The organism is Agrobacterium sp. CNPSo 2736 (genome assembly GCF_004005385.1).
Taxonomy (GTDB): Bacteria; Pseudomonadota; Alphaproteobacteria; order Rhizobiales; family Rhizobiaceae; genus Agrobacterium; species Agrobacterium leguminum.
In genome coordinates, this window is record NZ_RZTX01000026.1 from 1 (window position 1) to 25846 (window position 25846).

A 25846-nucleotide genomic window follows, 5' to 3' on the forward strand; every position below is an offset into this window, starting at 1 on the left:
ATTATGAAGTGGACTGAAAAGACGATGAAAATTGGTGGTGATCAATCGTAATAACAATATCATGATATTGTTATTACGATTGATCACCACCAATTTTCATCGTCTTTTCAGTCCACTTCATAATCAGGCCCCCTCTCTGCTTCACAAATAAATAATCCATCTCTCATACAAAAACCTATATAAAATCACTTAGTTACAGGCAGTTCAGATTGCCCGCCCGTACAGCAAGCAAAATCCGCCAGTCAAACTCCCTGCTTTCCCGCGGCAATGGTCTACTTACAAATTTATATGTTTTAGCGCCATTCCTACATAAATTATATGTTTTTGAGTGGCACTCTCCTGTTCAAACCAATAGCGCGCCGCGATCACTCACTTAAGCCAATGCAGGTAATTTATTCTATTTATAAAGTATGAATATAACAATATATGTATTAAAAGCAGATAAATAGGTAAAATATTCCAAGCATAACCATCCTGCAACCTGCCACCAAATCAACCCTCAAAGCTACGTTGGCATCATTGACAACAGAATGTTGTGATGGCATAAACGACGACATGATTGCCGCGGTACTTGTCGAACGTTCGAAAACTGTTTTGCCAGATGGTGCGATTGTCGAGATCGTCGTGTGGAAGGTGCCAGAACCCGTTCCCGGTAGCACGCACCTGTTCAAGTATCGACTGTTCTTTGGCAAGGATGGTCGGCGTATCGTCGGTTTCGACAACGAACGCGGCAAAGGCGATCATTGTCATCTTGACGGCGACGAGCATCCTTACATGTTCACAACGACCGATGCCCTCCTGTCCGACTTTCGGAAGGAGATAATCAAGAGGAGGAAGAAGCCATGAGAGAAGCCTTGATTCAAATCAGAGCAGACAGCGAAGCTGCCCTCGATGAGGTTTTTGAAAGGGCAACGAACGCGATGCGTTCAGGTAATCCCTCAGAGCCCGTGGCAGTCTTCACCTTTTCGTCGCCCGCACAGCTTTTTTCTGTCATCACCCCCAAAAGGTGGGAATTGATTGAACATCTTCAGAAGATCGGTCCATCGAGCATACGCGGACTTGCCCGATCCGTCGAACGTGACGTCAAGCGTGTCCACGAGGACGTGTCCGCATTGTCGGACTGGGGTATATTCGAACAAACCGAAGACGGAAAGGTTCACGTACCCTACGACGTGATCCACGCGAATTTCGACCTCAGAGCGGCAGCCTGATCAGGGACGATCGTGCAAACCTCACCAATCCCCTTACGACCTTCGGTCCATCGCGGGAAGCCTCCTGGCTCCACAGGTAAGGGTAGCGGATTACAACTGCGTCTCGATCTCATCGAAACCGCTCACCGCCCATCTCTTCCTTTTCCGCATAAGCGCCTGCCTACTACGTTCGAGGCGGACAAGTATGGCCACCTACGATTTTTTTAAGGTCATCAATTCTCCTCTAAAACTCGCAATATTGTAGTTTATATACTACGGTACATCTCATGATCGAGCTAAAGAGACGTCGGTTTTCGCAAAATGGGAGCCCCGTCTAAGAGATTTTCCGCCGACGGTCGGCGCTTTAAACCTTTGTTGCAGGAGCGACCTCCTCCCCCAATCGCCCACAGGAACGCGGCCATTTCTCGCGCAATGGCGGTGACCGAGGCCTTCGCCTGCGGGACGGCTGCAGTCATCACTCCGATTGGGGAGGTCAAGGGTCGCAGGCATAACTTCACGATCGGTGGAAACGAGTACGGCCCAGTCGCCCAGAAGCTTCGCAAGCATCTGACCGACATTCAGTACGGCCGCGCAGCGGATCCGCAGCACTGGCAGGACCGCCTCTTCTGATAGGCCTCTCACGCTGCTGGCGGCGAGTTGCTGCCAGCAGACCCGGAAGGGCGAGCCCTTCCCGCTGCCGATTGATTGTTGGTCGGCCACCTCCTGAGATCCTGCAGAAAGAGTCGGTATGAAAAGATCCGCAGCGCTGCCTGTTCAGGAAGCTAGCCATTTACGCACTTCTGGCTGACAGAGAATCTGATAGCTTCCGGCCAGCATACGGAAGGGTGATCTTTTGGTGGATGAAGACGACATTTCTTTGGACAGCGACCAGCTCGGAGAAAAGGGCGAGTTGCTCTTCCAGACCCTGTGCGTCGATGCCCAGCTGATTTGCAATAAGGCGACGCGAGACCGGAGCGGCTGGGATTTTATTGTCGAGTTTCCAATCGACCACACGAACCCTGGTCAGCTGGACGAGCGAAGCAATCCGATATCCTGCCGTTTCCAGCAAAAGGCGATGTGGGATCATAACGATCGGATCAAGTTGAGGCTGTCTTCCATCGAAAGGCTTGCCAAGGACACAGGGCCATCGTTCATCTACGTCCTGAAGCTCGCGAAGGATACGCGCCTCCCGACTTCCGCCTGGTTGATCGAAATGCGCGGAGACGCCCTCGCCAAGGTTCTTGCAAAGCTGCGAGAGGAGCAATCAGCACAACGCTTTCATGTCAATCAAGCCACGATGTATCTCTACCCGTCGAAGATTGGACGCGAGGTCGATAGAGATCCTGCGAGCTTTAGAAAAGCCGTCGCTGATGCTGTCGGGTCGGATATAGCAGCATATGAGGCGGCAAAGCGGACTGAACTGCAAACCCTCGGCTACGAGCCAGGCGCCAAAAATGTCAGCATGACTCTGAAGCTTGAGCCTGGCGATGAACTCGCTGACGTGATGCTGGGATTGATCCCCGCCAAGGCAACGAACCTCCGCGCCCGCCATACGAGATTTGGCATCACGCTTGACGCAGAAGAATTTCCGGCTGAGGCAGAGGCTGAAATTAGGATCTCACCTTTGCCGTTCGATACTTGTGAGGTGAGCGTCCGGCGAAACCGTTTGGCGGAACCTGCGATCTTCAGTGGGCAAATATATGCGCCGCCAGCTCGATCGGTCAAAGATTTCGCTGTCCGGATCGTCACCGAGAGCCTTGAGATAAACTTCAGAGGTCAGGAATTCAAGTTTCGGGCTACGTCCGTTTTCCCGGAAACCACGCTCAAAACAGCAGCCGAATGGCGCAACTATTTCCTCATGGCCGACGCACTATCGACCAGCGGGGCCACGATAGAGGTGCGGCCGAGCGACGGAAAAATGGGTGTGATCAGCCATCGAATCGAGAATAGTGTCAGCTCTGAAACGGTCGAGTGGGCTCGTGGAGGACTTGCAATATCAGACATCCTTCTGACGCTGATGAGACGTGCAGGAGCTGTGAGCGGGCCATCATTCACTATGAACGAAATGGTCGAGCAGCAGGATTTGATCAGCTTCGTATTCGAAATTCTCAACGGGAACGACCTGCCTGAACCATTCAAAATCGGAGCCGAAAAGAGCGTTGTAAATCACTATGGCGCGATCACCGATGCGGTCCATATCAACTATGTGGCGCTCGGGTCTTCAATGCTCGTCATGATTATCGACCTTACGCTCGAGTACGATCACTCCACCTCTAAGTATGTCTCGACGAAGGTTGAGCTTCGCCAACTGATAGTTCTTGCAACTGCCAGCTACCTCGATTTCGTCCGGAAAGAAGCCAGTGACGGTGGAAAGATGATACTGAGCCGCATGTTCGAAACATCCACCAGCTTGGATGACGGACGGGACAAATGACCAAGCTCCTGCAAGACTTCCCTAATCCTGCACCAAACCCACGTCTCGCCATACTCCGACGAGAGGTCGATCAAACGGTCCTGAAACCGTTGCGGTCGCACGGTTGGAATGCGCTCGTGGACCAGGAAGTCGATCGCGGCAGCTTTATCGAGATCTCCGCGTCAAAAAGCACGGTAGCGACCAAAATAGCGGTTCTTTACAGCAGCAGCGAGATCGACAACGCGCAGTACCTGATGCTTGCTCAACGGGTCGATCATATTTTCTTCAACGGCCAACCCTACAAGTTGGACACCTTCGCAAGGGGGGTGACGATCCCGGTTGAACCGCTCGATACGTTCTTCCCCTTCTTGGTTCAACTGAACAAACGGGTAGAGCCTGACAGGTCGCCGTCCAAAATGCCACATAAACCGAGCGGGATCCGACGGCTCACTTCGGAGAACCCGCTTGAGTCGGTCACCGCTCGCTTGCGCCAGTTCACCAGCGTTCGGCTTGCAAGGAAACTTGTGGAACGTCGCGCCGCCGTACAAGGAGTGCCGCTCCCCGCAGACATCGCGCAGACCAAGGGAACCGGGGTCGCCTATTCAATGCGAAGCGCGCTTGAATACTTGTCTGGAGACCGCGGCGGCCGTCTAAATAAGCGGATTCTTGGTCTCTACTACGGCGTAATGGCCCTCGCACAGGCCGAAATGCTTGCCGCTCCAAACGGTCCCAGGGATTTGGATGAGGTTGAGGGCATGACCAAGCAAGGACATGGGTTGTTCACGCTTCCCGGTCAACTTGGCGGTTTTGCAGACTTGCACGTCGGCGTTCTGGCGACTGGCTTTTTACCCCAGTGGCTGTCATTTCTTTCGTATGATACCAGCGGATTTCCGACTAGAAAGCCAAAGGCTGCGGCGGATCTCGAGACGCTTCCAGCATCAATGGTATGCACTCTTCGCGATCTGTTTGCGTCAATGCCTGAAATTGATGACCTGTTCGCAGAGGTGTTCGGCGGCCCCCACAGGTGGATCGAAGTTGCCTTCGACAGTTCGACCAACTTCGGCTCCCGGGGGCCGAACGCCAAGGCGGGCAGCACGTACGGCCTTTTCATAGACCAATCGGGCGAAATCCCTCTGGCCGAAATCGCAAATGCAGGTTGGCCCGTCACAGAGCTCCAATTGATCACGGATGTCGAAGACGGGCACACTGTGTATCGCGGGCGTGTTGACCACAATGGCCATGAAGTGTGGTGGAATGTCCTACCGACCCACTCGTCACCGTTCGGAAACCAGCCCGCCATGCTGCTTCCTACGCTAGGAGGGATGCAGCACTACCGAACGATCGCCGCTGCAACTCTTTACGCGCTCTCGATCATGGTCCGATACATGCCGAGCGCGTGGCGGCGCATCGAAGGCGGGGACGAGGATCATTATCTGGCGCTCGTTACGGAGGCGCTCTCGGTATGGGAGCGGGTCTTGCCAGAGCAATTTCTGGCCAGTATCGCTGACGAGGCCGTGCACACGGCACAGCCGGGAAGTTGGCTGTCCTAAGCACCGATGGTGCCTTCATCGTCTTCGCGTAGCATTCGTTGATGGCGTACTGTCTCGCAGCAGGCCTACCGTTATCAGATTGCCGGCGCACACGCTGCTTGAGAGGACGATCAATGACATCGTCGATATTCTGTGGTGGCCGACCTGGAAACAGGCGTTCAAATTCCGCCTCCGCCTCGAGGGCAAACGCAATTTTCACAAGACTCTCGAGGGAGATTTTCCCGGATCTCTCAAATAGCCTTAACGACCCGTACGAGACATTCGATCTTGAAGCCAATTCCCGTTGAGTCAATTCATGCTCAATGCGTCGGCGCTTCATCCTGTCCGCCAAATCCCTGATAACTTCCACCGTGGAAGACATCTTAAATGCCGACATTTTATCACCAAACTAAAAATTATGAGTTTAATGCCAATATCATAGCATTTAAACGAGCCACAAGCAGCAAGCTTGCCAAGGAAATACGGCTTTCGACTGTCTGCGCATTGCAGAACCGCGTCATCATCTCATGGGCCCCCGCTGCGCGCGCGGTCTCGGAACGGCGACGGCATCCAGCGTTGAGACATAGCGGCTTACAGAGATAAGGGCACGTGAACCTTGAACGCCTGTAATTTTGACGCTATATTGCGTCAATATCTATGGCTGATCAAAGGAGGCGATCATGGCTCTCGCACAATATGCTGACAACGGGCTGTTCGCGCCAGGAAAAATCGCTGACGTTCTTCATACAACAAGCGACGATATCGCTCGCAGTGCCGGGTTGGGCAAAGATGCCGTACAACGCAAGGAACGCATCAAGTCGGACAAAACCCAACGGCGACTGCGCGAAATGGTCGAAGTCATCAACAAGGTTGAGGCCCGTTTCGGCTCCGCGCTCATGGCATATGCCTGGTATCGTTCACAGCCTCTCTCGGGCTTTTCTGGCCACACAGCAATGCAGCTTGTTCAAGACGGGCGCGCTCACGAAATACTCGAATACATCGACGCGATCGACGCCGGCGTGCATGCCTGACCTGATGCACTACCAGGGTAAACTCTACCGGGCGCTTAATCCCGTTTATGCTCGTGAGCCGCTCTCGGGACGAGGGGCCGAGCTTTATGGCGGCAGATTCAATCCAAAGGGTATGCCTGCTCTCTACACGTCAGTGACAGTCATCGCGGCATTGAAGGAAGCAAATCAGGCGGGCAGCTTACAGCCCACAACTCTCGTCTCCTACGATGCGGACATCACACCGCTGTTCGATACGCGCGATGGCGCCCTGCTTCATGATTATGATATTGACGCTCAAACTCTCAGCACCCCAACCTGGCGAGACGACATGAATGTCTTCGGTGAAGCACCCACACAAGGTCTTGCCCGGATTCTGAAAAACGAGGGCTTTTGCGGTTTAATCGTCAGAAGCTTTGCTCCGGGGGCGACTGATACCGACCTCAACGTCGTTCTCTGGACATGGGGAGACACTCTCCCGCATCAGCTGATCCTGATCGATGATGAGCAGCGCTTGTCATGCTGAACACGCCTGGAAACCGTGTTGCAATCTCAGCAGCCAGCAAGAATGCGTCTGAACCGCCCATTATAATGGGTCAATTAATTGGAAACCCGTCGTAAATGACCCATTACAATGGGTCAATATATCCAACCTGACGCCCGCGCTGCGAGACGGCGAACACCAGGTCCGGCTTGCCACTGTATTCGATGGCAGGAGCGAAAATGGCAGCGCGGAGACGAGCCTGGCGCATTTCCGGAAGCGACCGATCTTCCGCTTTGGGCCCAATCTGGACATCGACGAGTAACTACGCGCACCGTAAATCATGTCCCTGACGCAAGACCTCGAGAAAATTCTGGAAACTGTCCTGCCAACCGATCCCAGCTTTCGGCGGATCGAACAGGCGACGATAGACAGCTGCATTTGTGACACTCGACGATACGCTGTGGAGGGCTCCAAAGAGGCCTTTCTGTTTTCCGCGATGCGCCTGCTCGCACTTCCCGACAACGGACACACACACGGCTGATCCCGAACGATTCCATCTCGGTGCTCCCGCTAAGGTTTGTGAGCGTCGGGACGGTGGTACAGTTAACTGACACGGCACTGGAAACAACTGCACCAAGAGGAGAGCTGATAGCAGTCAACGGCACACCTTTGGGCCAAATTGAAGCCGCCGCAGAGAAATTTCTGGCGGGAACGCGCCAGAGGAAACGGGTCATCGGTCCGATTCTTCTCGCATGGCCGTATGCATTGGCCCACCTCGGTTTTTCTTCAAAAGAGAATACGACTGAATATCGCGTGAAAGACGAGAATGGGCGGATAACCGATCTGAAAGTGGAGAACGGGCATACGTCGCCGTTTCAACCGATCGCATAGGAGAAACCCTTGCTGATATTTGAGATCGTCGTTTTTTCTGCGGCTCTGATCGCGGTTAGCCTTCTGGCAGTACAACAGATTGTCGCGCAGGTTCGGGAGTATAATTTCTACAAGAAGAACGGTGGCGATTTTTCTGTCGACAGCGAAATAGATCACGTCAGACTTGACAGATCCATGCACTACAACGACCTCCGCCTCACGAACTGGCAGCGATTTTATCTTTTCCGCCCGGCCTGCATCGCGATGCTCGTCTTTTTCTCGGCTATGATGATAGCGTCTCTGCTTTAACTGAAGCGCCGGGCTTTCATTTCAGTAGAATCGCGAAAAAGTTTTCTTCTCCGGAGACACTGCTTCGTGCAGAACGGCCACGCCGGTCCAACATCTCTAAATCTGATTCCGGGCATTTTATGTTACTTGTGACAACGCTCGGCTGGCCAGATAATCGGCAAGACTGCAGCGAAAATACACCGCTACATTCTGATCTCCGGACCAGATGGCCTCACGAAAGACAACGAAGTATTCATGGTCCTGAGGCACCCGGTCCACAACACGCGAAGGTAGCGACACAGAGAAAGGTCATAAGGCAGCGAATTCGTCGCCGAGGGCGTCGTGATCTCCTCCTTCTTCAAAGAACGGATCCCGAGCGCGATACGCGTTGATGACATAGTTCTCAAGTTTCGGGAAATTTTCACGCGGAAATTTGCAGGGATAATGCGACGCCTCGAAATTCTCGACAGATATGCTCGCCAGCTTGTCCCAGCCATCTAGCTTGTTCTTGCCCTCAAAACGGAGTGACCGCAGTTTGGCTAGCTCCGACAGGCGTGACACGTCGCCTGTAATCTTGCTGGACACAAGTTGTAAGACTTCGAGATTCTTAAAGCGCAACACATCGTCAATGCCCTTGATGCTGGACGAGATCAAAAAGAGCTTTGTGATCGGTGACTTTTCGAAAAGTGCAAGCGATCCGCTGAACCCGTGGAACGCGAGATTTTTCAAATCTGGCCAACCGTTGCCGAGATTTTCGACCTTGTTGGTCTTCCAGTCGAGATTGAGCCAAGTTTCAAGCTTTGGAAAAAGCTCAGGCAGTCTGGACCGGAAAGAAATGCCATGTGTTGTGATTTTCCTGATGTTCGGGAAATTTTTGAAGACGTCGAGATCGAAATCCTCGGAGAAGGCGCCGGACCCGACTATGCCGATCTCAAGGATATCACCCTTCTTGCGGATGCTGCTGAAATCGGGAGAGAAATAGTCCTGCAGCTTATCCTCGGCGACATCCTCGACCTCGATGGAAAATCCGGTGCAACCATGTTCGTCGATGAGATGCGAATAAACCTTGAAGGCGGCCTTGTTGAAATAGGCCATTTTCCGGAATGCCGGGGATCGCGCCTCCTCGATGAAGACGTATGGCCCCGTCATCAGGTTTTCCATCGTTCTTTCATCTATTTCCAAAACGATCTCGGACACTTAGCTTCTCCATTATCCATCGGCAGCACAGAACGCCTAATTGTTGTTTCGATACTCAGCATCGACCGAACGCGGTTCTTATTCTCGTTGCAGTCAACGTTGCAGCCGCTCGCTGGGCAGGTGTAGCACGGTTGAATACCGATTGCCCGTCGAGTTTCACATTGGCCCAGTTGCTGTCGGCCACAGCATTAAATCCCGACTGGGACAAAAGCCGGTTCTCGACCAAGGCGCCGTAGTCCCTCGGGTTCATGCCGGCCGCCGCCGCATCCGCATCGGTATTGGTATAAAGACGGCGCGGGCATCGGTTGCGACCTTGCTCTCTGGTGCTCGACCCGGTTCGATAGCGCATCGATTCCGCCATGCGCGTCGGCTCACCCTTGCCCACATAACACCGTTTCCCGGGCTGCATCTGGAAGACATATACGCCATAAAGGCCGAGTGGATCCGCCCACCATGTCGGGATCTCGACATAACCATGGGTGCGCAGCCCCCCGAGAAGCCCTATGGGATCGGGGCTCAGATATTGGCCTGTCGACGGGTCATATGTCCTGAAGCGGTTGTAACAAAGGCCAGTCTCGGCGTCTTCCCATTGGCCGAGAAACCGGATGGGGCATAGATCAGCATCAATCACCGCCGCGTATGCGTTTATCCCGGGTTGGTCATCGCCCACAGGCGCAGCATCAGCAACGCTGACAAGCGAGGCCTGAACCGATCCGAAACCCCGCGATACGAAGCCGCCAGAAACCGCGCCGCGATTGTCGTTGGCCGCCGTCCAGAGGCCCCGCACTCCGCCCCACAGCCTGTAGGACGAGGACCAGACGATTTCGCCGGATGGCTTCACCAGCTCTCTCGGCGCACCAAGGTGGTCGGTCACGACATGGAGAATACGTTGCTCGCCGGAAGCGTCAATGTCGACCCTAATCATTGGTACAAAACTGTTGGGCTCAAAATGCCACCAGACAAGAGACTGCCTGTCTTCCGGATCATCCGCTACCCGATATTCCGCCGCCAGAACATCGCCATCCCAAAGGAACCGGTGCACCGAAAGAGCGGCACCCCCGTCCCTGCCCTGTCGCCTTCCCGTCCGAACCTGCCGCTTTTCGATCCGGCGTCCGAACGGATCGTAGGAGTACCGCCAGGCCGACCCATCCGGGCATTCCACCCCGACCAGTTGATCGAAACCGTCCCAAAGGTAATGGAAGCTCTGCCGACGGAACCCGTTGCGATCCACATGTCGGTAGCAGACGCGACCAGCAGCATCATATTCGTAGCGAATCTGCTCGCCATGCGGGCCAAAGGCCTCCAGCACCTCGCCACCAGCGGCATGTGACCATTGCCGAAATGGGCGACCGAGCGGGTGGTCGGGAAGGGCCGTTTCCGACGCGGCAATATCCTGAGTCGGCGCGTAGTCGAAACGCTCCACCTCGCGATTGTCGCCCCCTATCCCGGCAATTGCATCGGCCGGAACGGTCGCAAAAACAGGCATCCCAGGATTCGGCCCTCCGTGCCACGCAGCGGTGACTTGTCCATTGCCATCCATTTCATAGCAACTGGCGCCCCAAAGTGGATCGGCCACCATGGTCGGTGCCGCGGCGCGGTCCCATTCGAACTGCCGTGACCAGATTTCCGGTAGCAGGGCCGAGTGTTGCCCGATGGCGTGCACTCGGCTGTACGCCGTCTGCCGGACGAGCTGGCCTACGGGGTTATGGAAAAGTTCGGTAACGAAGCCATCCGGCGCCGTGCGGCGGACGGGCTGCCCCAGTCGGTCCCGTGTGACATTCAGAACAGGAAGTTCACCGAGAGATACGCCTGTCAGGGCGCCCAGCGGGTCGTAATCATAGGCGACCTCCTGGTCGCCTATACGGCGTTTTACCCGATTGCCACAACAATCATACTCGCTTTCGATGCGGGTCCCGTTTGCCGTTTCCGAAATCGGCTGGCCGGCAGCATCATATTCCAGTGAGACCGTATCATGGGCGTTGCTTGCGAGATTCAATCTTCCGACATCGTCATAAGCAAATGTCTCGCGCTGCGGCGCTTTGGTTTCCCCCGGCAAAAAGGCAGAACGGCTGACAATGCTTCCCGACGGGTCCCGTTCATAAGCCACGACTCTGCCGTCCGGCTGCTTCGCCTCGACCACTCTGTCCGCTCTGTCGAGCACGTATTCGGTTGTTCGCCCGCTAAAATCGGTTTCCTGAACGATCCGTCCGCCAACGTCGCGAACGAAGGTCCATTCCCGTCCGGCCTCGTTGACCACCTTCAGCAGATTGAGTTCGTCGTCGTAGTGGAATCCGATGCGTCCGCCCATGGGGGTAATCGACAGGACGAGGTTACCAAGTCCGTCATATTCGTAGCGGCTTCTGCGCCCCTCTCCATCCACGGTTTCCAGAAGGCGACCATTCTGTGAGGTATAGCTGTTGAACACAGCGCCATCCGGTCGGATAATACGCGTTGGACGAAAAAAATTATTCCCTGACTGGTCCTCGTATTCATAAATGGTCGAAGCGCCGTTTGCTTCAGTCATCCGAATGACGCGACCAAAGGCGTCTCGTTCGAAGCGCGTGCGCGCATTGCGGAAGTCCAGAGTTTCGGTGAGCCAGTTGTGGCCGTCATAGGCGTTCTGCGCAATCAGCCCGTCATGCCGAATGACGCCGGTTGGCAGTCCGGCCGCATTGTTGCGGATTTCCGAGATATGTCCGGTCGGGCTTTTGACAAGGCTAAGTGCGCCAAAATCGTCGTAATGGAAGTCCCATGCTTTTCCAGCATTGTCTATGACGAGTTCCATATCGCCTTCGGACGTCCAGCCGTAATAGGTCGAGCGACCGACCGGATCGCGAATGCTTTTCACATTTCCGGCCGCGTCATAGGCGTATCGGGTCTCGTTGCCTTCTCCGTCGATCTCGGCTGCAATCCGTCCTTCATCGTCCGTCACAAAGCGTTTCTCATGGCCGAGCGCGTTCACTTCGCGGATGATCGCGCCATTTTCGTCATAATGAAACTGGATGGCGCGGCTGCTGTCCGAGCCGGGCATGTAGATCGTGACCCTGTTTACGTCGTCATATTGGAAAGTCGCGGATACACCCTGGTTGCTGAACGTTCGCGTGCGTCTACCCTTTTCGTCATGCTCGAACTTCGCATGATAATCGCCGTTGCGGATAACTTCGGAAAGCATGCCCCGATCGTCATAAGCAAATTCATGACGTTCGCCATAGGGGCATTCCGCCAACACCATCCGCTGCTTATCATCGTAGCGATATCGCATGACCGTCTTGCGGCTACCATCGACACCTTCAAGTTCAGCCAGCGTGCGCAAGCTGCCTGTGTAGGAAAACAGTATTTTCACACCTTCAGGAGTCGTGATCGACAGAAGGTTTTCGGCGGCATTCCGCGCGAACTGGAGTGTATTTCCGCGCCGGTCCCTGATTTGCGCGATACGCCAGATACCGTCCCTGCCTTTGGCAAAATGGGTTTCCAGCGCATCTTCTTTGAGGATCAGCGCGCGGCCATGGCCCTGTTTCAGACTGGTATTGCGGACCGTGTCGCCCTCTTCCCAGCCATCGGGAATAGGCGTCGGCGCCTTGAAATTGACAGCGAACCCATCTTCGTCGAGCAGGGTGAAACCCTTGGCCTCGTTCCTGCTTATGGTCGCATCGATATCGCTGAGCCGGCCGCGGCCGAGCGGACCGCTGGCCTCGACATCGCCGTACCACGTACTGGTGATCGCAAGCTTAAGCAAACCGGGAATGGAGAAATCGGGATCGTAATGGACCGGAATTCCCGTCGGCATAAAAGCAGGATTGCCGGCAAGGCGGCACTCTTTGCGTTCGCGTCGTTTGCGCCTGCGTCCCCTCACGCGTTCCTGTGCTCGAGTACGATTGCCTCCCAATCGACCACGCGGCCTTCGCCAACGGCCGAAAATTCGTCTCCCTCGCCTGCCCAGCCACCCGCCGGGACCGCCAAGCAAGTCCTGTGGGCCAACCTCCAGAATATCCCACCCGGAGGCCCGCGCGAGGAAATCATCAGACTGGCCGCGCGCCATATGAAGGCGCTGCGGTCCCGTCATGTTGTCGAGAGACCCATGCATGCTGCCATTGGTCTCGATGAAATCCTCAAAGGATTCCGCGTAGGAGTGGTTTTCCAGCGCGTTGAGTTCCGTCGCCGCTATATAGGCGTCGGCCTGCAGGTTGGTCCCGTATTCGATTTGCTCCTCGTTTGGACGGTTGCTACCCACCTCCCGGTTCAGAGCGCTCAGTTCCTCATCGATCTCGCGCAGTTCCTGCTTGCGGTCATCGATCATCTGCTGGCGAAGCGCCTCGGCATCCTGTTGAGGTGCGCCCGATCCTACGACCACACGCCCATCGGCATTGGCGGGCGTCTGGGCGACATGCGGCTGTCCGCCGTTGCGCTGATGGACCTCTTCATCACCCGCCATGTGAGGCCTCCTGCATCGCCAGGTAGGCCGCGCCCCAAGAGACACCCGCCAGATTTGAATAGGCGGAAAACTCCCAGCCCACCGTCTTCCGCAGGCGCGAGACAATCACGAAACTATCGCGCGCCGCCTCTGGCAGCTGCCGCCATTCGGGCGAGCCGAGCGCGACGCCCTCGTGGATGTAGAGATGGTATTCCTCGGTCATAAAGGCGTGGAAGACCATGTCATCGAAGCGTAGCGTTAACGCATCGGCCGAGATTTCGGCGGCCCGCAGTCGCTTACCTGTGAAATGGCCTCCTATCACTCCACTTGAGAGGGCAGCCTCGTCCTGTAGCACGATCGCGCCGCTCTCATCGACCAACGCCCACTGACATCCGTTGCAGATCAGTTTCACCTCACCGTCGGCGGATGCGAAAAGCAGATGAAATATGCTGCCATAAATGTATTTTGAGGCAGAGATCGGAAGCCCGACTAGAGATTGAATGTCGTCCTGGAAACTCATTTGCCGAACTCGTCGATGATAATCTGCTTGATTTCTTGAAATCCATAGTTCTGCTTGGTAATAATCTCATGAAGTTGTTCCAGCTGGTCGTCAGTCAATCCGTACTGCTTCCCCAGCGCCCTCACTTGCCGGTTCTGAGCTCGGTTGTTGCCCGGTGTTCCGCCGCTGCTTGCCAGGAGGATCGGCACCTTTTCTTCGCCCATGGTACGATGGGGTTCGGTGCCTCCCGGTCCCGGCCTGTTGATCCAGGCTGGATCGGAATCGCGCACGACTGCCCAGCCTTCTGAAAAGACCGTTTTCGAACCCTTCTTGGCCAGCGCATGAGACTTGTAGCCGTTGACCTTAACGCCCCTTCCGACTCCCGGCTCATGGCCCGTCACGACCAGCGCCCGGGAATTCAACTGAAAATCCTGCTGGCCGTTATTTCGAACCGTCCGGGACGTGCGCACGGAAGACCCCAGTGCCACCATGGACATGTAGGGTACCGGCACCATAGAGGAGCCCATCGGCGTCTTACAAACATCCGGGCCGGTGCAATGCATGATGTTTGCACCGTCGCGACGTGCGGAGATCGGAATTGCCATCAGGCGGCCTCCTCTTCATCCCGGTCGGGATCAAGAAGCGCAGGGTCGCAGGCAACCTCATCGGGGCTCACCCGAACCGGCTTGATCCGGCGCAGTTCCTGTGAGCTACAGCGCAGAAGGGCAAGACCCTCGGTCACCGCCATATCGTAGGGCGTACGCCAGATACAATAAATCCGCGGATCGTTCCGGTCCCGCTCGCTGATCTCCAGAAAAACGGTATCGAGAACCATCTTGAGCGGCACCACGGTCTCGTCATCGCGCAGCGACATCGCGACCAGTTGCTCGTCAGGCAAGCGGATGCTGAAATCGGGACGGTCGGGAAAGAGGTTCTGTAATTCTATGCGAACCGAGCCTTCCAGATAACGGGCACCCTGGCTGCCGGCAGGCGCGGAATTGTGGAAACGGTAATCGTAGTCCGCCGCCCAGTTGGGCCAGACATGCTCGATCCAGTGCTCGTCATAGGTTCCGCCCAAGGGACGCCGCGGCAGCCATGCGGGCGGGATGGGGCCGAGGCCTTCAACCGCGTGCTGTCCATAGGGATCCGACAAGATTGCGCCTCGGCTTAAGATTTGCGGCGCATGTACCGGTAGTGTATGATCGGTGAAATCCCGGTCAATCAGACCACGTCCGATGGGATTGTATTCGAAGGCTTCCTGTACAGGATTGCCCTCATCATCAACACCCTTATCAATCATACCTCCGAACGCGTATTCGTAGCGGATCGGCAAGCTCTTGATCGGGCTCGGAGTGGACAATGCCCAGCCTCGGAAAAATGATTTAAACGTCCGCCAGTCCGGCTTCTGCTCGTCACTCAACTTTCTCAGCCATCTCGGGGTCCACTCTCGTGGCCCGGTGACCATTAATTCGTGATGAACAAAAACGCCAAGATCGTCGGATACCTTGATGGAAGCCGGCCATTCGGTTGCCGGCTTTCCATCTGGAGCGTAGGCGGTTGCGTCAACAATGACCTCGCTATGGGGCTTGTAAGGCACGAAGTCGGACGGGTAGCGCACCGAAGAGACATTGAGGTTATCGTGATACGTGTCGGTAAAGACAAACGGTTCCTGTTCACTGGAAAACCGGCATTCTCCGTCGCGGCCGATATCCAAGGCAGTCTTTGCCATGAACACACCAAACTCCTTGCCCGCCGCATTGCGGTTTGAGAATCGGAGGTTCGCAAAAGGCGTGAAGTTGGTGATCTTGACCATTTTTTCCACGAGCCCAATCAGTTGAGGTCTATGACTTTGCCGATCTGCTGGAACGAACCTTCAGCCTCGAAATGAAACGTCACGCCCTTGATGATGATCGTGCCGTCCTTCTTCATCGTCATGGACGACTTGCCGACTTCGATGACATATTCCTCTCCGACCGTGAGTTTCTTCGCCTTTCCGACATTTTCCATCGACGTCTGGCCGACATTCGTGACCTTGCTCACCCCGATCTGTTCAGCCTGCGCCACACCGACGCTGTCGGATTTGAACGTGCTGACGATCGTGTTCATGATACCCGGCAGCGGGAATAACCCCGAAGCATCGGAACCGACGCCCGAGCCGGAGCCGGCAAGCGCCGTACCCGCATCCGCGCGCGGGCTCGGGCCGGAAACGACCCCCTCACGCGATGAAAGACCGCCGGCACCGAGGAAGCCGAGGGCGGATGAGGCGAGCGTGGTGGCGAAGGCCGCAACGCCCGGGCCACCGCCGCCGGCGATCTGGGCGGCCTGCGAAAGCAGCCCCGCCGTCTGACCGGAGAGCGCCTGCACGCCGGCCATGGCCATCATCGCCATCGGCCCCGTGCCGCCGACGACGGTGTTTACCGAGCCGCCGATCTCGTGTTTCTGGTTGCCGGAAACTTCCACCGCGCGGTTGCCGCCAACCGAGGCGACCTCGTGCCGGTCGATGCGCTTGGTCCGGTCATTCAATACCCGCGTCGTCTGGTCCTTCTGGGCGTGGAAGAACTGGTTCTCCTTGCCGGCCTCATCCTCGAAAGTGATTTCGTTGAAACCGTCACCCTTGTGGCTGTTCGAGCGCAGCACCATGCGCGTCTTGTTGGCCGGCAGGTCATAGGGCACGGAATTGGCCGGATTGTTGACCACGCCGATGACCAGCGGCTTGTCCGGGTCGCCATCGACAAAGGCGACCATCACTTCCATGCCGATGCGCGGAATGACCTGCGCACCCCATGTGCCGCCGCCCCATGCCTGGCTGACCCGCACCCAGCACGTATCCGTGCCATCCTTCTTCGCCTTGCGGTCCCACGGGAACCACAGCTTGATGCGGCCATATTGATCCGGATGGATTTCCTCGCCTTCAGGGCCGGCGACGATCGCCACCTGCGTGCCTTCGATGCGCGGGCGTTTTGTCGACCGGTGCGGCGTCAGCGGCACACGGGCGGGGATCGCCTCGAAGTGATTGCGATATTCGGGCTCGTTGCCATTGGTCTCATAGGAGAGGTCGACGATGCTGTGGCTGGCCCTGATGATCACATGTTCTTCATAGGCGTGTTCGGGATGGGCAACCTCGTAAGGCTTGAAGCGGCGGCCGGCCTCCAGAATGCGCGAGGTGGACGAACCGAAAACCCGGTCGTGGTCGGCTTCGATGGACTGGGTGCGCAGTTTTTGCGCCCGCTCGGCCTCTTCCACCGTCTTGATGCGGGCCGGATATTCGTAAAGCTCGCGTTTCGTCGCATCCGGCATCTGCACCAGCGACGGCGTCATCGTGCCGGGCACCATGCCCGGCGTCTCGAAATTCCAGTCGGCGCCCGCACGCTGGCCCGAGACATAGGAAAAACGCCGCGCCCAGTCGTTAATGTGGTTGCGATCCGACGAACCCTGCGCCAGACGCACCGTCCCCTCACCCTGGGCGGCCGGCGACGGCCCAAGCCAGCCGCTGGCGCTATCGGCCACATGCAGCTTGTGGGAACCGTCCTCATGGCTGAACCAGTAGAACAGGCCGTCCTCCTCGAAACGGCGCAAAAGATAGTCGAGGTCCGTCTCGTTAAACTGGACGCTGTAGTGCTGTGCAGGCGGCGGAGAAATGATGCCTGACATATCGGGAGCGGGAATGCCGTGTTCGGAAAACAGCGTCTCGACGACCTCCACCGCCGTCTTGTCCATCCAGATGCGGCAATCCGAGCGGCGCGACAGAAGCCACATTTGCGGGCGGATCGTCAGCGCATAAGAGCGCATGCCGCGTGTGATCGGAGGGCCCTCATGCAGCTCCGTCACCAGGCCGTTGAAGGGGCGGCGAACACCGCCGCCATCGCCGTCGCCATGGCTGATTTCGATGGAGATATCGACCAGCCGTCCGATCAGTTCCTCGGGCTTGACCGCTTCCTTCTTGGCCCGCACCGTCAGGCGAATGTCGAAGAGCTGCGATACGCCCTCCTCGACGGACAGGCGCTCCGGAAGAAGCTGATCCTCGCCCAGAGGCGACTTGACCTTGAGCACACGACTCGCCTGAATGAAGTCAGAGGATGAGGGCTGGTCATTCATTGCGAACCTCGATAGCAGAGCTCAAAAAATCAATCGGCTGTCAAAATCTCGACAGAATGCAATCAAACATTGTGGCGAAACCAAGGATTCAACATGAATTCTACAACCTGGATACGCCAAATATCCATCGATGAAATCTGACAGGCCGGGGCACGGAGTGACGATCGAAAGAAATCCGAGACATACAAAACACGATGCCGATACCTACGGCCTTAGCCGCGAAGAAGCCGCCGGGACTCGCCACGGCGCCGGCTGGTGGGTCAGTATCAGGCGACGTGGCCACCGGATTGTCAGGCTGTTCAAGGACAGCATTTACGGTTCCGGCGATGCCGCCTATCGTCAGGCCCGTGCCTACCGCGACGCCATCATGCTTGCCATTCCGCCCGCCACCAACATCGAGCAGGCCGTGCTTCTGCGCAAGAACAACCGAAGCGGCATCTCCGGCGTCAGGCGTGTTGAAACGGCCGAAGGCGATGTGTGGCAGGCAACGCTGATGACCCGTGAGGGGCAGAAACGCGAGAACTTCTCCGTCGCCAAACTTGGCGAAGAGGCGGCAAAGTCGATGGCGATCACGCAACGGCGCAAATGGCTGAGGGCCCTGCCGGTGACACATCTTGCCTATGCCCACCACGCCGCGGAAGTGGCGCGCGCGCAGTTCGCCGACGAGCTTGCGCCGGCGGATAATGTTTTGCCCGGGGAGCGCCGGGCCGATACTGACATCAAGGCGCGTATCAAGGAAATTAACGATCGGTTTGATGCGTCTCGCCCGAAGCGACTGCGGGTTCGGGTAAAAAGCTATTCAACAGACAGGGTATCCATCGCGGTTTCCGATGCAGAAAGCCCCGCGCGGAAAAAACTCATGCATCTCAACACGCGCGGCAAGGCAGGGACCGAAATTGTCAACGCGATCAACAGCAGCGTCCGGGAAACCGTAACGGCAATTCATGATGAGAAGACCGCGTGCTGGTTCAGTTCCACCTATGGGGACAAACTGCTCAATCCGCAGACATTCAACATTGATGAGGGTTTCAACGTGCTCGTTATTGTGCCCCGGGAATAGTGCATCTCATCGACTTGAGCTGATATTGATGACGGCGGACGCGCCGACCTGAACAAAGGAATAATCCACCGCGCCCCGCTTCCACCCTGCGGTTACACTTTCTATAACATCATTCTTGTCGAGATTGTCTGGCGCCCCAAACCGGTCCGATAACGCATCCAGAAAGCCGGAGGGTCTTGACGTGGTGTACGCGCACGCCTTGTGTCCATTCGGACCAGCGGCAATCCAGAACGACAATAACTCCGCGCCGCCTTCCCTCTCATGGCGCCACCCCACGACATCAACAGAACCGTTATTATAACCGACGAAGCTGCGACGCCACTCATCTATCTCCGCATCGGTTAAACGCTTCCAATCGAGTTTGTCGCCGTTCACCATCGCTTCTTGCACAGTGGGCGCTTCACAGATGGTGAGAAGGCGCTCCACCGTCATATCCGCCGGCGTGGCCGCGGCTTCCCCGACACTCAAAAATGCGGCAAAGCAGCTGATTGTCGATACCTTCAGGTGCCGACGCCGGAACGTGCATGCTCCGTTTTTCATATCGTCACTCCGTCTCACCGTCATTTTGTCGCTGTAAAAAACCCACGCCAATCGATCCTCAAAAGTAGCAGACTGACAGAGGTTTGCTTTCCGGCAATCTCCGCACCCATAATCTCATTGTGCACAAACGGAACGCAACCCGGGATTTCCGCGCCCTGCCACCGACCATCCGAAAAAACAAGCCAGCATGATGCACGCCTCATGTTTTGCTTCCGTAAAATCCATCAAAGTTATGATAATAAATATAATAATGCAGAGATCATTCAGTGAAAAAGATCGCCTCAGTGCCACGCGCCGTGATGCATCGACGTCACATCCTGGCGTCAACTTCGCGGCCTGAAGCTCACCCCGAAGGTCTGGCATTGACGTCCGTCAGCCAACCCGGCACCCTCGTCCCATGACCCTGACCAACAGTTTCATTGCCGAGCTCATCCGCGACGCCAACAGGCTTGATCACCTCGACGGCTATCAGAAGCGGCGTATGCTTGAACGGGCCGTCACAACAATCCGCGACATGCGCGAAACAATCGGTATTCCATCCGGACCAAGCCGTGACAATCTCATTGATCTCCACACCATTGCACTCTCCATAGAGCGTGGATGGCGCAGCGATGAGGAGGTGCGAAACGCCCTGCTGCAGGCAGCCGGCATGATCCGGGACCTGCATATCGTCCTCGACAGCAAAACCGAAATCAGCCTCGTCAAGCCAGCCAGTTGAAAGCGTTGCGGCTCGTCTGACCGGTCGCCATCAGAGCGAAACCGGTGCCGGATCACAAATGACGAGACCGGCGCATTCCTAAGCTTCAGGTGAGATCAGAGTGACAGTTGGAAAATAAGATCGGTAACGGGCCACATCTCGCGTCAACAAGGGAAGGTTTTGTATTGCTGCGTGGGCCCCGATAAAAAAGTCAGGCAAAACACCGGTGCGGGTACCGCCGCCGCGGCGATATCTGGTAAAGGCCTTACCCGCCAAAAATAACGCAGCGCGGGAAAAAGGGGTGAGCTTCAACCCTGCCTGATCAACAAAAGCATCAAGCGCCTCTATCCGCTCATATCGAACAGATAGTTCCGCGTAGACAACGTCATTGATGTACAGCGGACCTGAAACGCTTGCCAGTTCAAGCTGCTCGATTGACCAGTCGGCCCAAACCGGGTCGTCCGTCACGAGATCAAGCAGGACATTTGTATCGACAAGCGTCACTCGTCACCACGGGTCAGAGCCATGATGGCGTCGGTACCCAGACCTTCACCGGCATGTCCGCGCAGCTTTGCAAAACGCGTCAGTGGCTGCTTCTTGTCAGCCCTTACCAGAACAATCCGTCCATCGGGAGCCCGAACAAAATCAACCGAGCTTCCTGGTGAAATCCCTAAAAGCTCGCGTACGGCTTTTGGAATGGTGACCTGCCCTTTGGCCGTTACCGTTGTTGTCATCTCAAACTCCCGTAATACCGTCGTAACCAATGGTATTACTTCTGTGCCTCTGTTTCAACTGATCTCGTGACAAAAACGGTCGCTACGGCCCGAGTACCAGATCATACCGGCAACTTTCCCACTGCGCACATTAGGATTTCATTAACCGTACCGGACCACCCTCCTCTCACAGCAACGATGGAGGTTGGCTAAGGTCTTCGAAAACAGACGCTCTATATTCAGACGGGGGATATCCTTCAGGCGTTACGAGGACCCAAAAAAGCCAGGCCCCCTGTTGCAAACAAAGAATGCTCCCTGATAGCGCAGATGATGATGCTGTCGAGTACGTATTGGCGCATGGATTGAGGCGCACGGTTATGCTTTTTGCTGCGTGACATGGTGATCCCTTAGCGATCTAATATTAGAATACGTGATTTATCGGGAGAACTTGCGGACGCTGGTGTCAGGCCCTAGAAGCGCGGTATCGAGATCGATCTCGATAAACCGGGCTAAAATCATATTCGCCAGCGCGCATATCGGCTGGCTCTCCCTCATCATCTTCAAGCACGGAAAGCAACCGGATGCGGTCACCGAGACGGACCTCGGTCCCGGCGTAACGAAGCAGGTCTTTGCAATTTTTCAAGCGGATCGGATCAACAACTATACGCGGTATGAAAGCGGTAGACCAATTCGTTTTTCAAATTGAACCTTTCGATCTCCGAAATGTTAGTCGTGGTTAGGATTCGCTCCCCTCGGGGCCTGGCTGTTGATTTCCACTGAGAACTGACCCGGTAGCCCAGGATATTTCCATCGAGAATTGACCCATGTTTGAACCTTGCCCTGCGTGTTTTCAGCGGGGGCTACGGAGTGATCGACATGGCGTTACTGAGCGTGATCCGACGCTGGCATTTTCGAGACCACATATCGATCCGGGACATTTGCCGCAGGACCGGCCTATCCCGGAATACCATCCGCAAATATCTCCGGCTTGATGGCGTGGAACCATCGTTCAAGGTGCCGGAGCGGCCGAGCAAGCTTGATCCTTTTGCCGACCGGCTGTCAGCGTGGCTGCGGACGGAAGCCAAAAAGAACCGGAAGCAGCGGCGCAACCTGAAGCAATTACATGCCGATCTGGTGAGCCTTGGCTACGAGGGATCGTATGGTCGGGTTGCTGCTTTTGCTCGGGAATGGAAAGCTGATCTGCAAAGGGAGCTGCAGACATCGGGACGTGGGACGTTCGTTCCGCTGGCCTTTGATCCGGGTGAGGCCTTCCAGTTCGACTGGTCGGAAGACTGGGCAATCATCGGCAATGAGCGCACCAAACTGCAGGTGGCCCATACAAAGCTTAGCTATTCCAGGGCGTTCATCGTCCGGGCGTATCTTCTGCAGACGCACGAGATGCTGTTCGATGCCCATAACCACGCGTTCCGTGTCTTCGGCGGGGTGCCGCGGCGCGGCATCTACGACAATCTATGGACGCCTCCCGGGCGAGAAGAACATTTGGCGGCAACTCGGCATTGGATGCGTGAATCTATCCGGCCTATCGCTGGAGCGATTACGCTCCTGGCCTTGATGGGAGTCCGCTACCTCTGTCCTCATAACATGATCGACCTTTATGGCCTTGTCGTAAATCAGGATCCGAAGCTGCGGTCCGCGCCGTTACGCCATCAGTTCTTACCTCGCATTCATCATTGCCTCATCGGCAACGATTGGCAAATGACTATTGTGCGGCGTATCGCTCCTGTCGTGTGAGCAGGGCCCATGCTATCCGCGCGGTCTTATTGGCAAGCGCTACGATCGCTTTGTTATAACCCCGGCGAGAAACGAGCTCTTTCAGCCATTGAGATCGACGATCATCGTGACTGGCTAGTCGGCTGATAACTGCACGTGCGCCATGAATCATCTGGCGACGTAGATAATGGTTCGCTCGGCGGCCAATTCCGCCAAGCCGTGGTTTGCCGCCAGTCGAGTATTGTCGTGGGACCAGCCCGATCCAGGCCGCCAGCTCTCGCCCAGATTTAAAGTGACGTCCGTCCTCAACGCTAGCAACGAGTGCCGTTGCAATGATCGGACCGACGCCTGGCAGTTCGGACAAACGACGGCAATCCTCTCGTTCGCGGCAAATCTCGCTAATCTTCCTATCAATCTTGGCAATTCGGTCATTCACATCGGTGAGTTGGTCGAGTAGTTCGAGAAATAGCTCGCGCCCGAGATCGGAGAGATCAGCGCTCTCAACAGCCGCGGGCGCCTGGGATACAAAACGCCATGGTCCTTGCGGCAACACGATGCCATATTCGGCGAGAAGACCCCGTGCATGATTGATCAGCGATGTACGCTGGATGATCATACGCTCTCTAACTCTATGCAGCGACTGAAAGTCTTGCTGTGTGGTCGATTTGACCGGCACGAACCGCATGGTCGGACGGGTCGCCGCTTCATAAATTGCCGCAGCATCTACGGCGTCGTTTTTGGAGCCGCGAACGAAGGGCTTCACAAAGCGAGGGTTGATGAGCAGGACCTCTCGCCCACTATCTTTGAATTGCCGTCCCCAGTGATGGGCACTGGCGCAAGCTTCCATAGCGATAGTCTTTGGAGCGAGTGCGTTAACAGTCTCGGCCAACTTCGATCTGCTGACCTTGCGCGACAAAATAGCGCCATCTGGAGCAATGCTGTGAAGATGAAACGACGACTTTCCGAGATCGATTGCGAGCAATTCGAATGTCATGACTTCCTCCTTTGGTTGGCCTTTCATTCTGAAGGTTCGGAGGGAGGCGTCCATCCCATAACATGCGCACGGCAATCGATAAGATTGGACGCGGCAAGGAGCGCGACGTCAACATCCGCTTTATGGCAATGGCCAGCCACTACCTCTATGAGCCGGAGTTCTGCAATCCGGCGTCTGGTTGGGAGAAAGGCCAGGTCGAGAAGAATGTTCAGGATTCGCGCCATCGGTTCTTTCAACCGACACCACGCTTTCCATCGTTGGAAGCCCTGAACGACTGGCTGGAGCTTCGATGCAAGGAGGTTTGGCAGCAGACCCCGCATGGAAAGATGCGTGGCACTATCGCTGACCTCCTGGCCGAGGAAACAAAAACTCTGATGCCAACGGCGCGTGTCTTCGATGGTTTTGTCGAGCATAGCAAACGGGTGTCCCCAACCTGCCTGGTTCACTTCGATCGCAATCGCTACAGCGTTCCGGCATCCTTTGCCAACCGACCCGTCAGCATTCGAGTTTATCCAGACCGTATCGTTGTTGCAGCGGAGGGTCTGATCATATGCGAGCATCTTCGCGTCATCAGCCGGTCGCATGACGGACCTGGGCAGACGATTTACGATTGGCGGCACTATCTCGCGGTCGTGCAACGCAAACCTGGCGCTCTTCGCAATGGTGCGCCGTTCGTCGATCTTCCCGAAGCCTTCAGAACGCTGCAGCAGCACCTGCTCAAAAAGCCGGGTGGCGATCGAGAGATGGTCGATATTCTGGCGCTTGTTCTCCAGCACGACGAACAGGCAGTGCTATCGGCAGTCGATATGGCTTTGACGTCCGGAGTTCCGACCAAAACCCATGTGCTAAACCTGTTGCATCGCCTCGTCGATGGCAAATCCTCGACACCACCTACGATCGACGCGCCGCAAGCTCTTACACTTGCCAACGAGCCCAAGGCCAATGTCGAACGCTACGATACCCTGAGGAAGACTGCGGAGGTCCGCCATGCGTCATAACCCAGCCAGCGGAGCGATCGTTATCATGCTGCGCCAACTGAAGATGCACGGCATGGCTCAGGCAATCGGTGAGCTCACCGAACAAGGATCGCCAGCTTTTGAGGCTGCCATTCCTATTCTGTCGCAACTGCTCAAAGCGGAAACGGCAGAGCGGGAGGTTAGATCAACCGCCTATCAGCTCAAAATTGCCCGCTTCCCGGCCTATCGCGATCTCAACGGCTTCGACTTCTCCAGCAGCGAGATCAACGAGGCGCTCGTGCGCCAACTCCATCGCTGCGACTTCCTCGATGATGCCAACAACATCGTGCTGGTCGGCGGACCTGGGACAGGCAAAACCCATATTGCCACCGCTCTCGGTATCCAGGCAATCGAGCATCATCACAAACGCGTCCGGTTCTTCTCAACAGTCGAACTGGTCAACGCGCTTGAACAGGAGAAGACGCAAGGTCGCTCAGGGCAGATCGCCAATCGGCTTGTCCATTCCGATCTCGTCATCCTCGACGAATTGGGCTACCTGCCGTTCAGCGCGTCGGGAGGAGCTTTGCTGTTCCATCTCCTGAGCAGGCTCTACGAACGTACCAGTGTCGTCATCACCACCAACCTGAGCTTCAGCGAATGGGCCAGCGTCTTTGGCGATGCCAAGATGACCACGGCGCTGCTCGACCGCCTGACCCACCACTGCCACATCCTCGAAACCGGAAACGACAGCTTCCGCTTCAAGAATAGCTCAGCTCATGAACCGAAAAACACGAAGGAGAAAAACAGGAACTTGACCTCTACACCAGACCCGAAACATATCTAAAAGGCGGGTCAAATCTCGGTGGAAATACCGGGTCAGTTCTCAGTGGAAATCAACAGGGCAGCGTAATCGGATGAATGGCATTTGCGTCGAGAAGAGCCATGGAGAACCTTTCAAGCATACTGTTGATCAATCGCTCTGAAGCCAAATACTATTGGAAACTTGCGGATGATTTTGTTGCTGTCAGGCTATTTTCTCACGATAGGGAAATCCATCGCGAGTTGTGTATTGCTCCTATGAATAGTTTTAATAGTCCAAGCTCCTGCACTGAACACGTCTGCCTGCTCCGACGTCTAAAATTGGCAAGGTCCAGACGAAGGACTTTTTCGTT

At 55.9% G+C, this 25846-nt stretch carries 21 protein-coding genes and 4 pseudogenes; 14 read left to right on the top strand and 11 right to left on the bottom strand.

Annotated elements, in window-relative coordinates; all coding sequences use genetic code 11:
• Window positions 1-555 precede the first annotated feature (555 nt).
• The 5 genes and pseudogenes from EM858_RS27490 (at window position 556) to EM858_RS25545 (ending at window position 5153) form a co-directional block, all read left to right on the top strand.
• On the top strand, window positions 556-846 hold the full coding sequence (locus EM858_RS27490; protein ID WP_004444357.1) for a DUF6516 family protein: 291 nt from the start codon (window positions 556-558) through the stop codon (window positions 844-846).
• On the top strand, window positions 843-1211 hold the full coding sequence (locus EM858_RS25530) for a transcriptional regulator (RefSeq protein ID WP_127758410.1): 369 nt from the start codon (window positions 843-845) through the stop codon (window positions 1209-1211). Before EM858_RS27490 ends, EM858_RS25530 begins: the two co-directional genes overlap by 4 nt.
• 417 nt (window positions 1212-1628) lie before the next feature.
• Window positions 1629-1820: pseudogene (locus EM858_RS25535) on the top strand (branched chain amino acid aminotransferase); the annotation flags it as partial.
• A gap of 226 nt (window positions 1821-2046) precedes the next feature.
• The gene (locus EM858_RS25540; RefSeq protein ID WP_127758411.1) at window positions 2047-3624 is read left to right on the top strand and encodes a hypothetical protein; all 1578 of its coding nucleotides are present in this window, start codon (window positions 2047-2049) and stop codon (window positions 3622-3624) included.
• A complete protein-coding gene (locus tag EM858_RS25545; RefSeq protein ID WP_080820915.1) occupies window positions 3621-5153 on the top strand; it encodes a hypothetical protein in 1533 nt (510 codons plus the stop codon). The genes EM858_RS25540 and EM858_RS25545 overlap by 4 nt, the downstream gene beginning before the upstream one ends.
• Here the strand turns inward: EM858_RS25545 and EM858_RS27495 are convergent.
• The gene (locus EM858_RS27495; protein ID WP_348628184.1) at window positions 5047-5529 is read right to left on the bottom strand and encodes a helix-turn-helix transcriptional regulator; all 483 of its coding nucleotides are present in this window, start codon (window positions 5527-5529) and stop codon (window positions 5047-5049) included. The genes EM858_RS25545 and EM858_RS27495 overlap by 107 nt on opposite strands.
• 283 nt (window positions 5530-5812) lie before the next feature.
• Here EM858_RS27495 and EM858_RS25555 point away from each other — a divergent pair, with 283 nt between their 5' ends.
• The 4 genes from EM858_RS25555 (at window position 5813) to EM858_RS25570 (ending at window position 7802) form a co-directional block, all read left to right on the top strand.
• Window positions 5813-6163, top strand: coding sequence for an MbcA/ParS/Xre antitoxin family protein (locus EM858_RS25555; RefSeq protein WP_080820914.1), 351 nt, complete (start codon window positions 5813-5815; stop codon window positions 6161-6163).
• A 4-nt stretch (window positions 6164-6167) separates the two neighbouring features.
• On the top strand, window positions 6168-6665 hold the full coding sequence (locus EM858_RS25560; protein WP_080821095.1) for an RES family NAD+ phosphorylase: 498 nt from the start codon (window positions 6168-6170) through the stop codon (window positions 6663-6665).
• Window positions 6666-7217: 552 nt separating this feature from the next.
• Complete coding sequence (locus tag EM858_RS27500) at window positions 7218-7514, top strand: hypothetical protein (RefSeq protein ID WP_245483051.1); 297 nt, start codon at window positions 7218-7220, stop codon at window positions 7512-7514.
• A 9-nt stretch (window positions 7515-7523) separates the two neighbouring features.
• On the top strand, window positions 7524-7802 hold the full coding sequence (locus EM858_RS25570; protein WP_080820913.1) for a hypothetical protein: 279 nt from the start codon (window positions 7524-7526) through the stop codon (window positions 7800-7802).
• A gap of 288 nt (window positions 7803-8090) precedes the next feature.
• Here EM858_RS25570 and EM858_RS25575 read toward each other — a convergent pair whose 3' ends face one another.
• Genes EM858_RS25575 through tssI form a run of 6 tightly spaced genes read right to left on the bottom strand, consistent with a single transcriptional unit; the run spans window position 8091 to window position 17983 of the window.
• Window positions 8091-8978, bottom strand: a complete 888-nt coding sequence (locus tag EM858_RS25575; RefSeq protein WP_080820912.1) for a hypothetical protein — start codon at window positions 8976-8978, stop codon at window positions 8091-8093.
• Between the two features lie 55 nt (window positions 8979-9033).
• Window positions 9034-13410, bottom strand: coding sequence for an RHS repeat-associated core domain-containing protein (locus EM858_RS25580; RefSeq protein ID WP_080820911.1), 4377 nt, complete (start codon window positions 13408-13410; stop codon window positions 9034-9036).
• Complete coding sequence (locus tag EM858_RS25585) at window positions 13400-13909, bottom strand: hypothetical protein (protein WP_127758412.1); 510 nt, start codon at window positions 13907-13909, stop codon at window positions 13400-13402. Before EM858_RS25585 ends, EM858_RS25580 begins: the two co-directional genes overlap by 11 nt.
• Complete coding sequence (locus EM858_RS25590) at window positions 13906-14493, bottom strand: PAAR-like domain-containing protein (protein WP_080820909.1); 588 nt, start codon at window positions 14491-14493, stop codon at window positions 13906-13908. Before EM858_RS25590 ends, EM858_RS25585 begins: the two co-directional genes overlap by 4 nt.
• Window positions 14493-15701 carry a DUF2169 domain-containing protein gene (locus EM858_RS25595; protein ID WP_127758413.1) on the bottom strand — a complete coding sequence of 403 codons (1209 nt, stop codon included), beginning with the start codon at window positions 15699-15701 and terminating at the stop codon, window positions 14493-14495. The genes EM858_RS25590 and EM858_RS25595 overlap by 1 nt, the downstream gene beginning before the upstream one ends.
• 17 nt (window positions 15702-15718) lie before the next feature.
• Window positions 15719-17983, bottom strand: coding sequence for a type VI secretion system tip protein TssI/VgrG (gene tssI / locus EM858_RS25600; RefSeq protein ID WP_127758414.1), 2265 nt, complete (start codon window positions 17981-17983; stop codon window positions 15719-15721).
• A gap of 367 nt (window positions 17984-18350) precedes the next feature.
• Here tssI and EM858_RS25605 point away from each other — a divergent pair, with 367 nt between their 5' ends.
• Window positions 18351-19043 (top strand): hypothetical protein, encoded by a 693-nt coding sequence (locus tag EM858_RS25605; protein ID WP_245483052.1) that lies wholly within the window; start codon window positions 18351-18353, stop codon window positions 19041-19043.
• A gap of 6 nt (window positions 19044-19049) precedes the next feature.
• Here the strand turns inward: EM858_RS25605 and EM858_RS25610 are convergent, their stop codons facing one another.
• Window positions 19050-19583 carry a hypothetical protein gene (locus tag EM858_RS25610; RefSeq protein ID WP_080821094.1) on the bottom strand — a complete coding sequence of 178 codons (534 nt, stop codon included), beginning with the start codon at window positions 19581-19583 and terminating at the stop codon, window positions 19050-19052.
• A gap of 397 nt (window positions 19584-19980) precedes the next feature.
• Between EM858_RS25610 and EM858_RS25615 the strand changes: the two genes are divergently transcribed.
• Entirely contained in the window at window positions 19981-20301 is a 321-nt protein-coding gene (locus EM858_RS25615; protein ID WP_120947749.1) for a hypothetical protein, read from the top strand.
• Window positions 20302-20379: 78 nt separating this feature from the next.
• Here EM858_RS25615 and EM858_RS25620 read toward each other — a convergent pair whose 3' ends face one another.
• A complete protein-coding gene (locus tag EM858_RS25620; RefSeq protein WP_127758415.1) occupies window positions 20380-20784 on the bottom strand; it encodes a type II toxin-antitoxin system VapC family toxin in 405 nt (134 codons plus the stop codon).
• The gene (locus EM858_RS25625) at window positions 20781-21014 is read right to left on the bottom strand and encodes an AbrB/MazE/SpoVT family DNA-binding domain-containing protein (RefSeq protein WP_006312031.1); all 234 of its coding nucleotides are present in this window, start codon (window positions 21012-21014) and stop codon (window positions 20781-20783) included. Before EM858_RS25625 ends, EM858_RS25620 begins: the two co-directional genes overlap by 4 nt.
• Window positions 21015-21869: 855 nt before the next feature.
• Between EM858_RS25625 and istA the strand changes: the two are divergent.
• Window positions 21870-22466: pseudogene (gene istA, locus EM858_RS25630) on the top strand (IS21 family transposase); the annotation flags it as partial.
• A gap of 201 nt (window positions 22467-22667) precedes the next feature.
• Here istA and EM858_RS25635 read toward each other — a convergent pair.
• Window positions 22668-23643 (bottom strand): annotated as a pseudogene (locus tag EM858_RS25635) (IS110 family transposase).
• A 134-nt stretch (window positions 23644-23777) separates the two neighbouring features.
• Between EM858_RS25635 and EM858_RS25640 the strand changes: the two are divergent.
• Together EM858_RS25640 and istB are read left to right on the top strand one after the other, a co-directional pair.
• Window positions 23778-24716 (top strand): annotated as a pseudogene (locus EM858_RS25640) (IS21 family transposase); the annotation flags it as partial.
• On the top strand, window positions 24706-25518 hold the full coding sequence (gene istB / locus EM858_RS25645; RefSeq protein ID WP_111796911.1) for an IS21-like element helper ATPase IstB: 813 nt from the start codon (window positions 24706-24708) through the stop codon (window positions 25516-25518). The pseudogene EM858_RS25640 and the gene istB, both read left to right, overlap by 11 nt.
• Window positions 25519-25846: the final 328 nt, after the last annotated feature.

Bases quoted from the DNA above. Each gene is read 5' to 3' on its own strand.
- EM858_RS27490 (WP_004444357.1), top strand. From the start codon at position 556: ATGATTGCCGCGGTACTTGTCGAACGTTCGAAAACTGTTTTGCCAGAT.
- EM858_RS25530 (WP_127758410.1), top strand. From the start codon at position 843: ATGAGAGAAGCCTTGATTCAAATCAGAGCAGACAGCGAAGCTGCCCTC.
- EM858_RS25545 (WP_080820915.1), top strand. From the start codon at position 3,621: ATGACCAAGCTCCTGCAAGACTTCCCTAATCCTGCACCAAACCCACGT.
- EM858_RS27495 (WP_348628184.1), bottom strand. From the start codon at position 5,529: ATGTCGGCATTTAAGATGTCTTCCACGGTGGAAGTTATCAGGGATTTG.
- EM858_RS25555 (WP_080820914.1), top strand. From the start codon at position 5,813: ATGGCTCTCGCACAATATGCTGACAACGGGCTGTTCGCGCCAGGAAAA.
- EM858_RS25560 (WP_080821095.1), top strand. From the start codon at position 6,168: ATGCACTACCAGGGTAAACTCTACCGGGCGCTTAATCCCGTTTATGCT.
- EM858_RS25580 (WP_080820911.1), bottom strand. From the start codon at position 13,410: ATGGCGGGTGATGAAGAGGTCCATCAGCGCAACGGCGGACAGCCGCAT.
- EM858_RS25585 (WP_127758412.1), bottom strand. From the start codon at position 13,909: ATGAGTTTCCAGGACGACATTCAATCTCTAGTCGGGCTTCCGATCTCT.
- EM858_RS25590 (WP_080820909.1), bottom strand. From the start codon at position 14,493: ATGGCAATTCCGATCTCCGCACGTCGCGACGGTGCAAACATCATGCAT.
- EM858_RS25595 (WP_127758413.1), bottom strand. From the start codon at position 15,701: ATGGTCAAGATCACCAACTTCACGCCTTTTGCGAACCTCCGATTCTCA.
- tssI (WP_127758414.1), bottom strand. From the start codon at position 17,983: ATGAATGACCAGCCCTCATCCTCTGACTTCATTCAGGCGAGTCGTGTG.
- EM858_RS25605 (WP_245483052.1), top strand. From the start codon at position 18,351: ATGCTTGCCATTCCGCCCGCCACCAACATCGAGCAGGCCGTGCTTCTG.
- EM858_RS25610 (WP_080821094.1), bottom strand. From the start codon at position 19,583: ATGAAAAACGGAGCATGCACGTTCCGGCGTCGGCACCTGAAGGTATCG.
- EM858_RS25615 (WP_120947749.1), top strand. From the start codon at position 19,981: ATGACCCTGACCAACAGTTTCATTGCCGAGCTCATCCGCGACGCCAAC.
- EM858_RS25625 (WP_006312031.1), bottom strand. From the start codon at position 21,014: ATGACAACAACGGTAACGGCCAAAGGGCAGGTCACCATTCCAAAAGCC.
- istB (WP_111796911.1), top strand. From the start codon at position 24,706: ATGCGTCATAACCCAGCCAGCGGAGCGATCGTTATCATGCTGCGCCAA.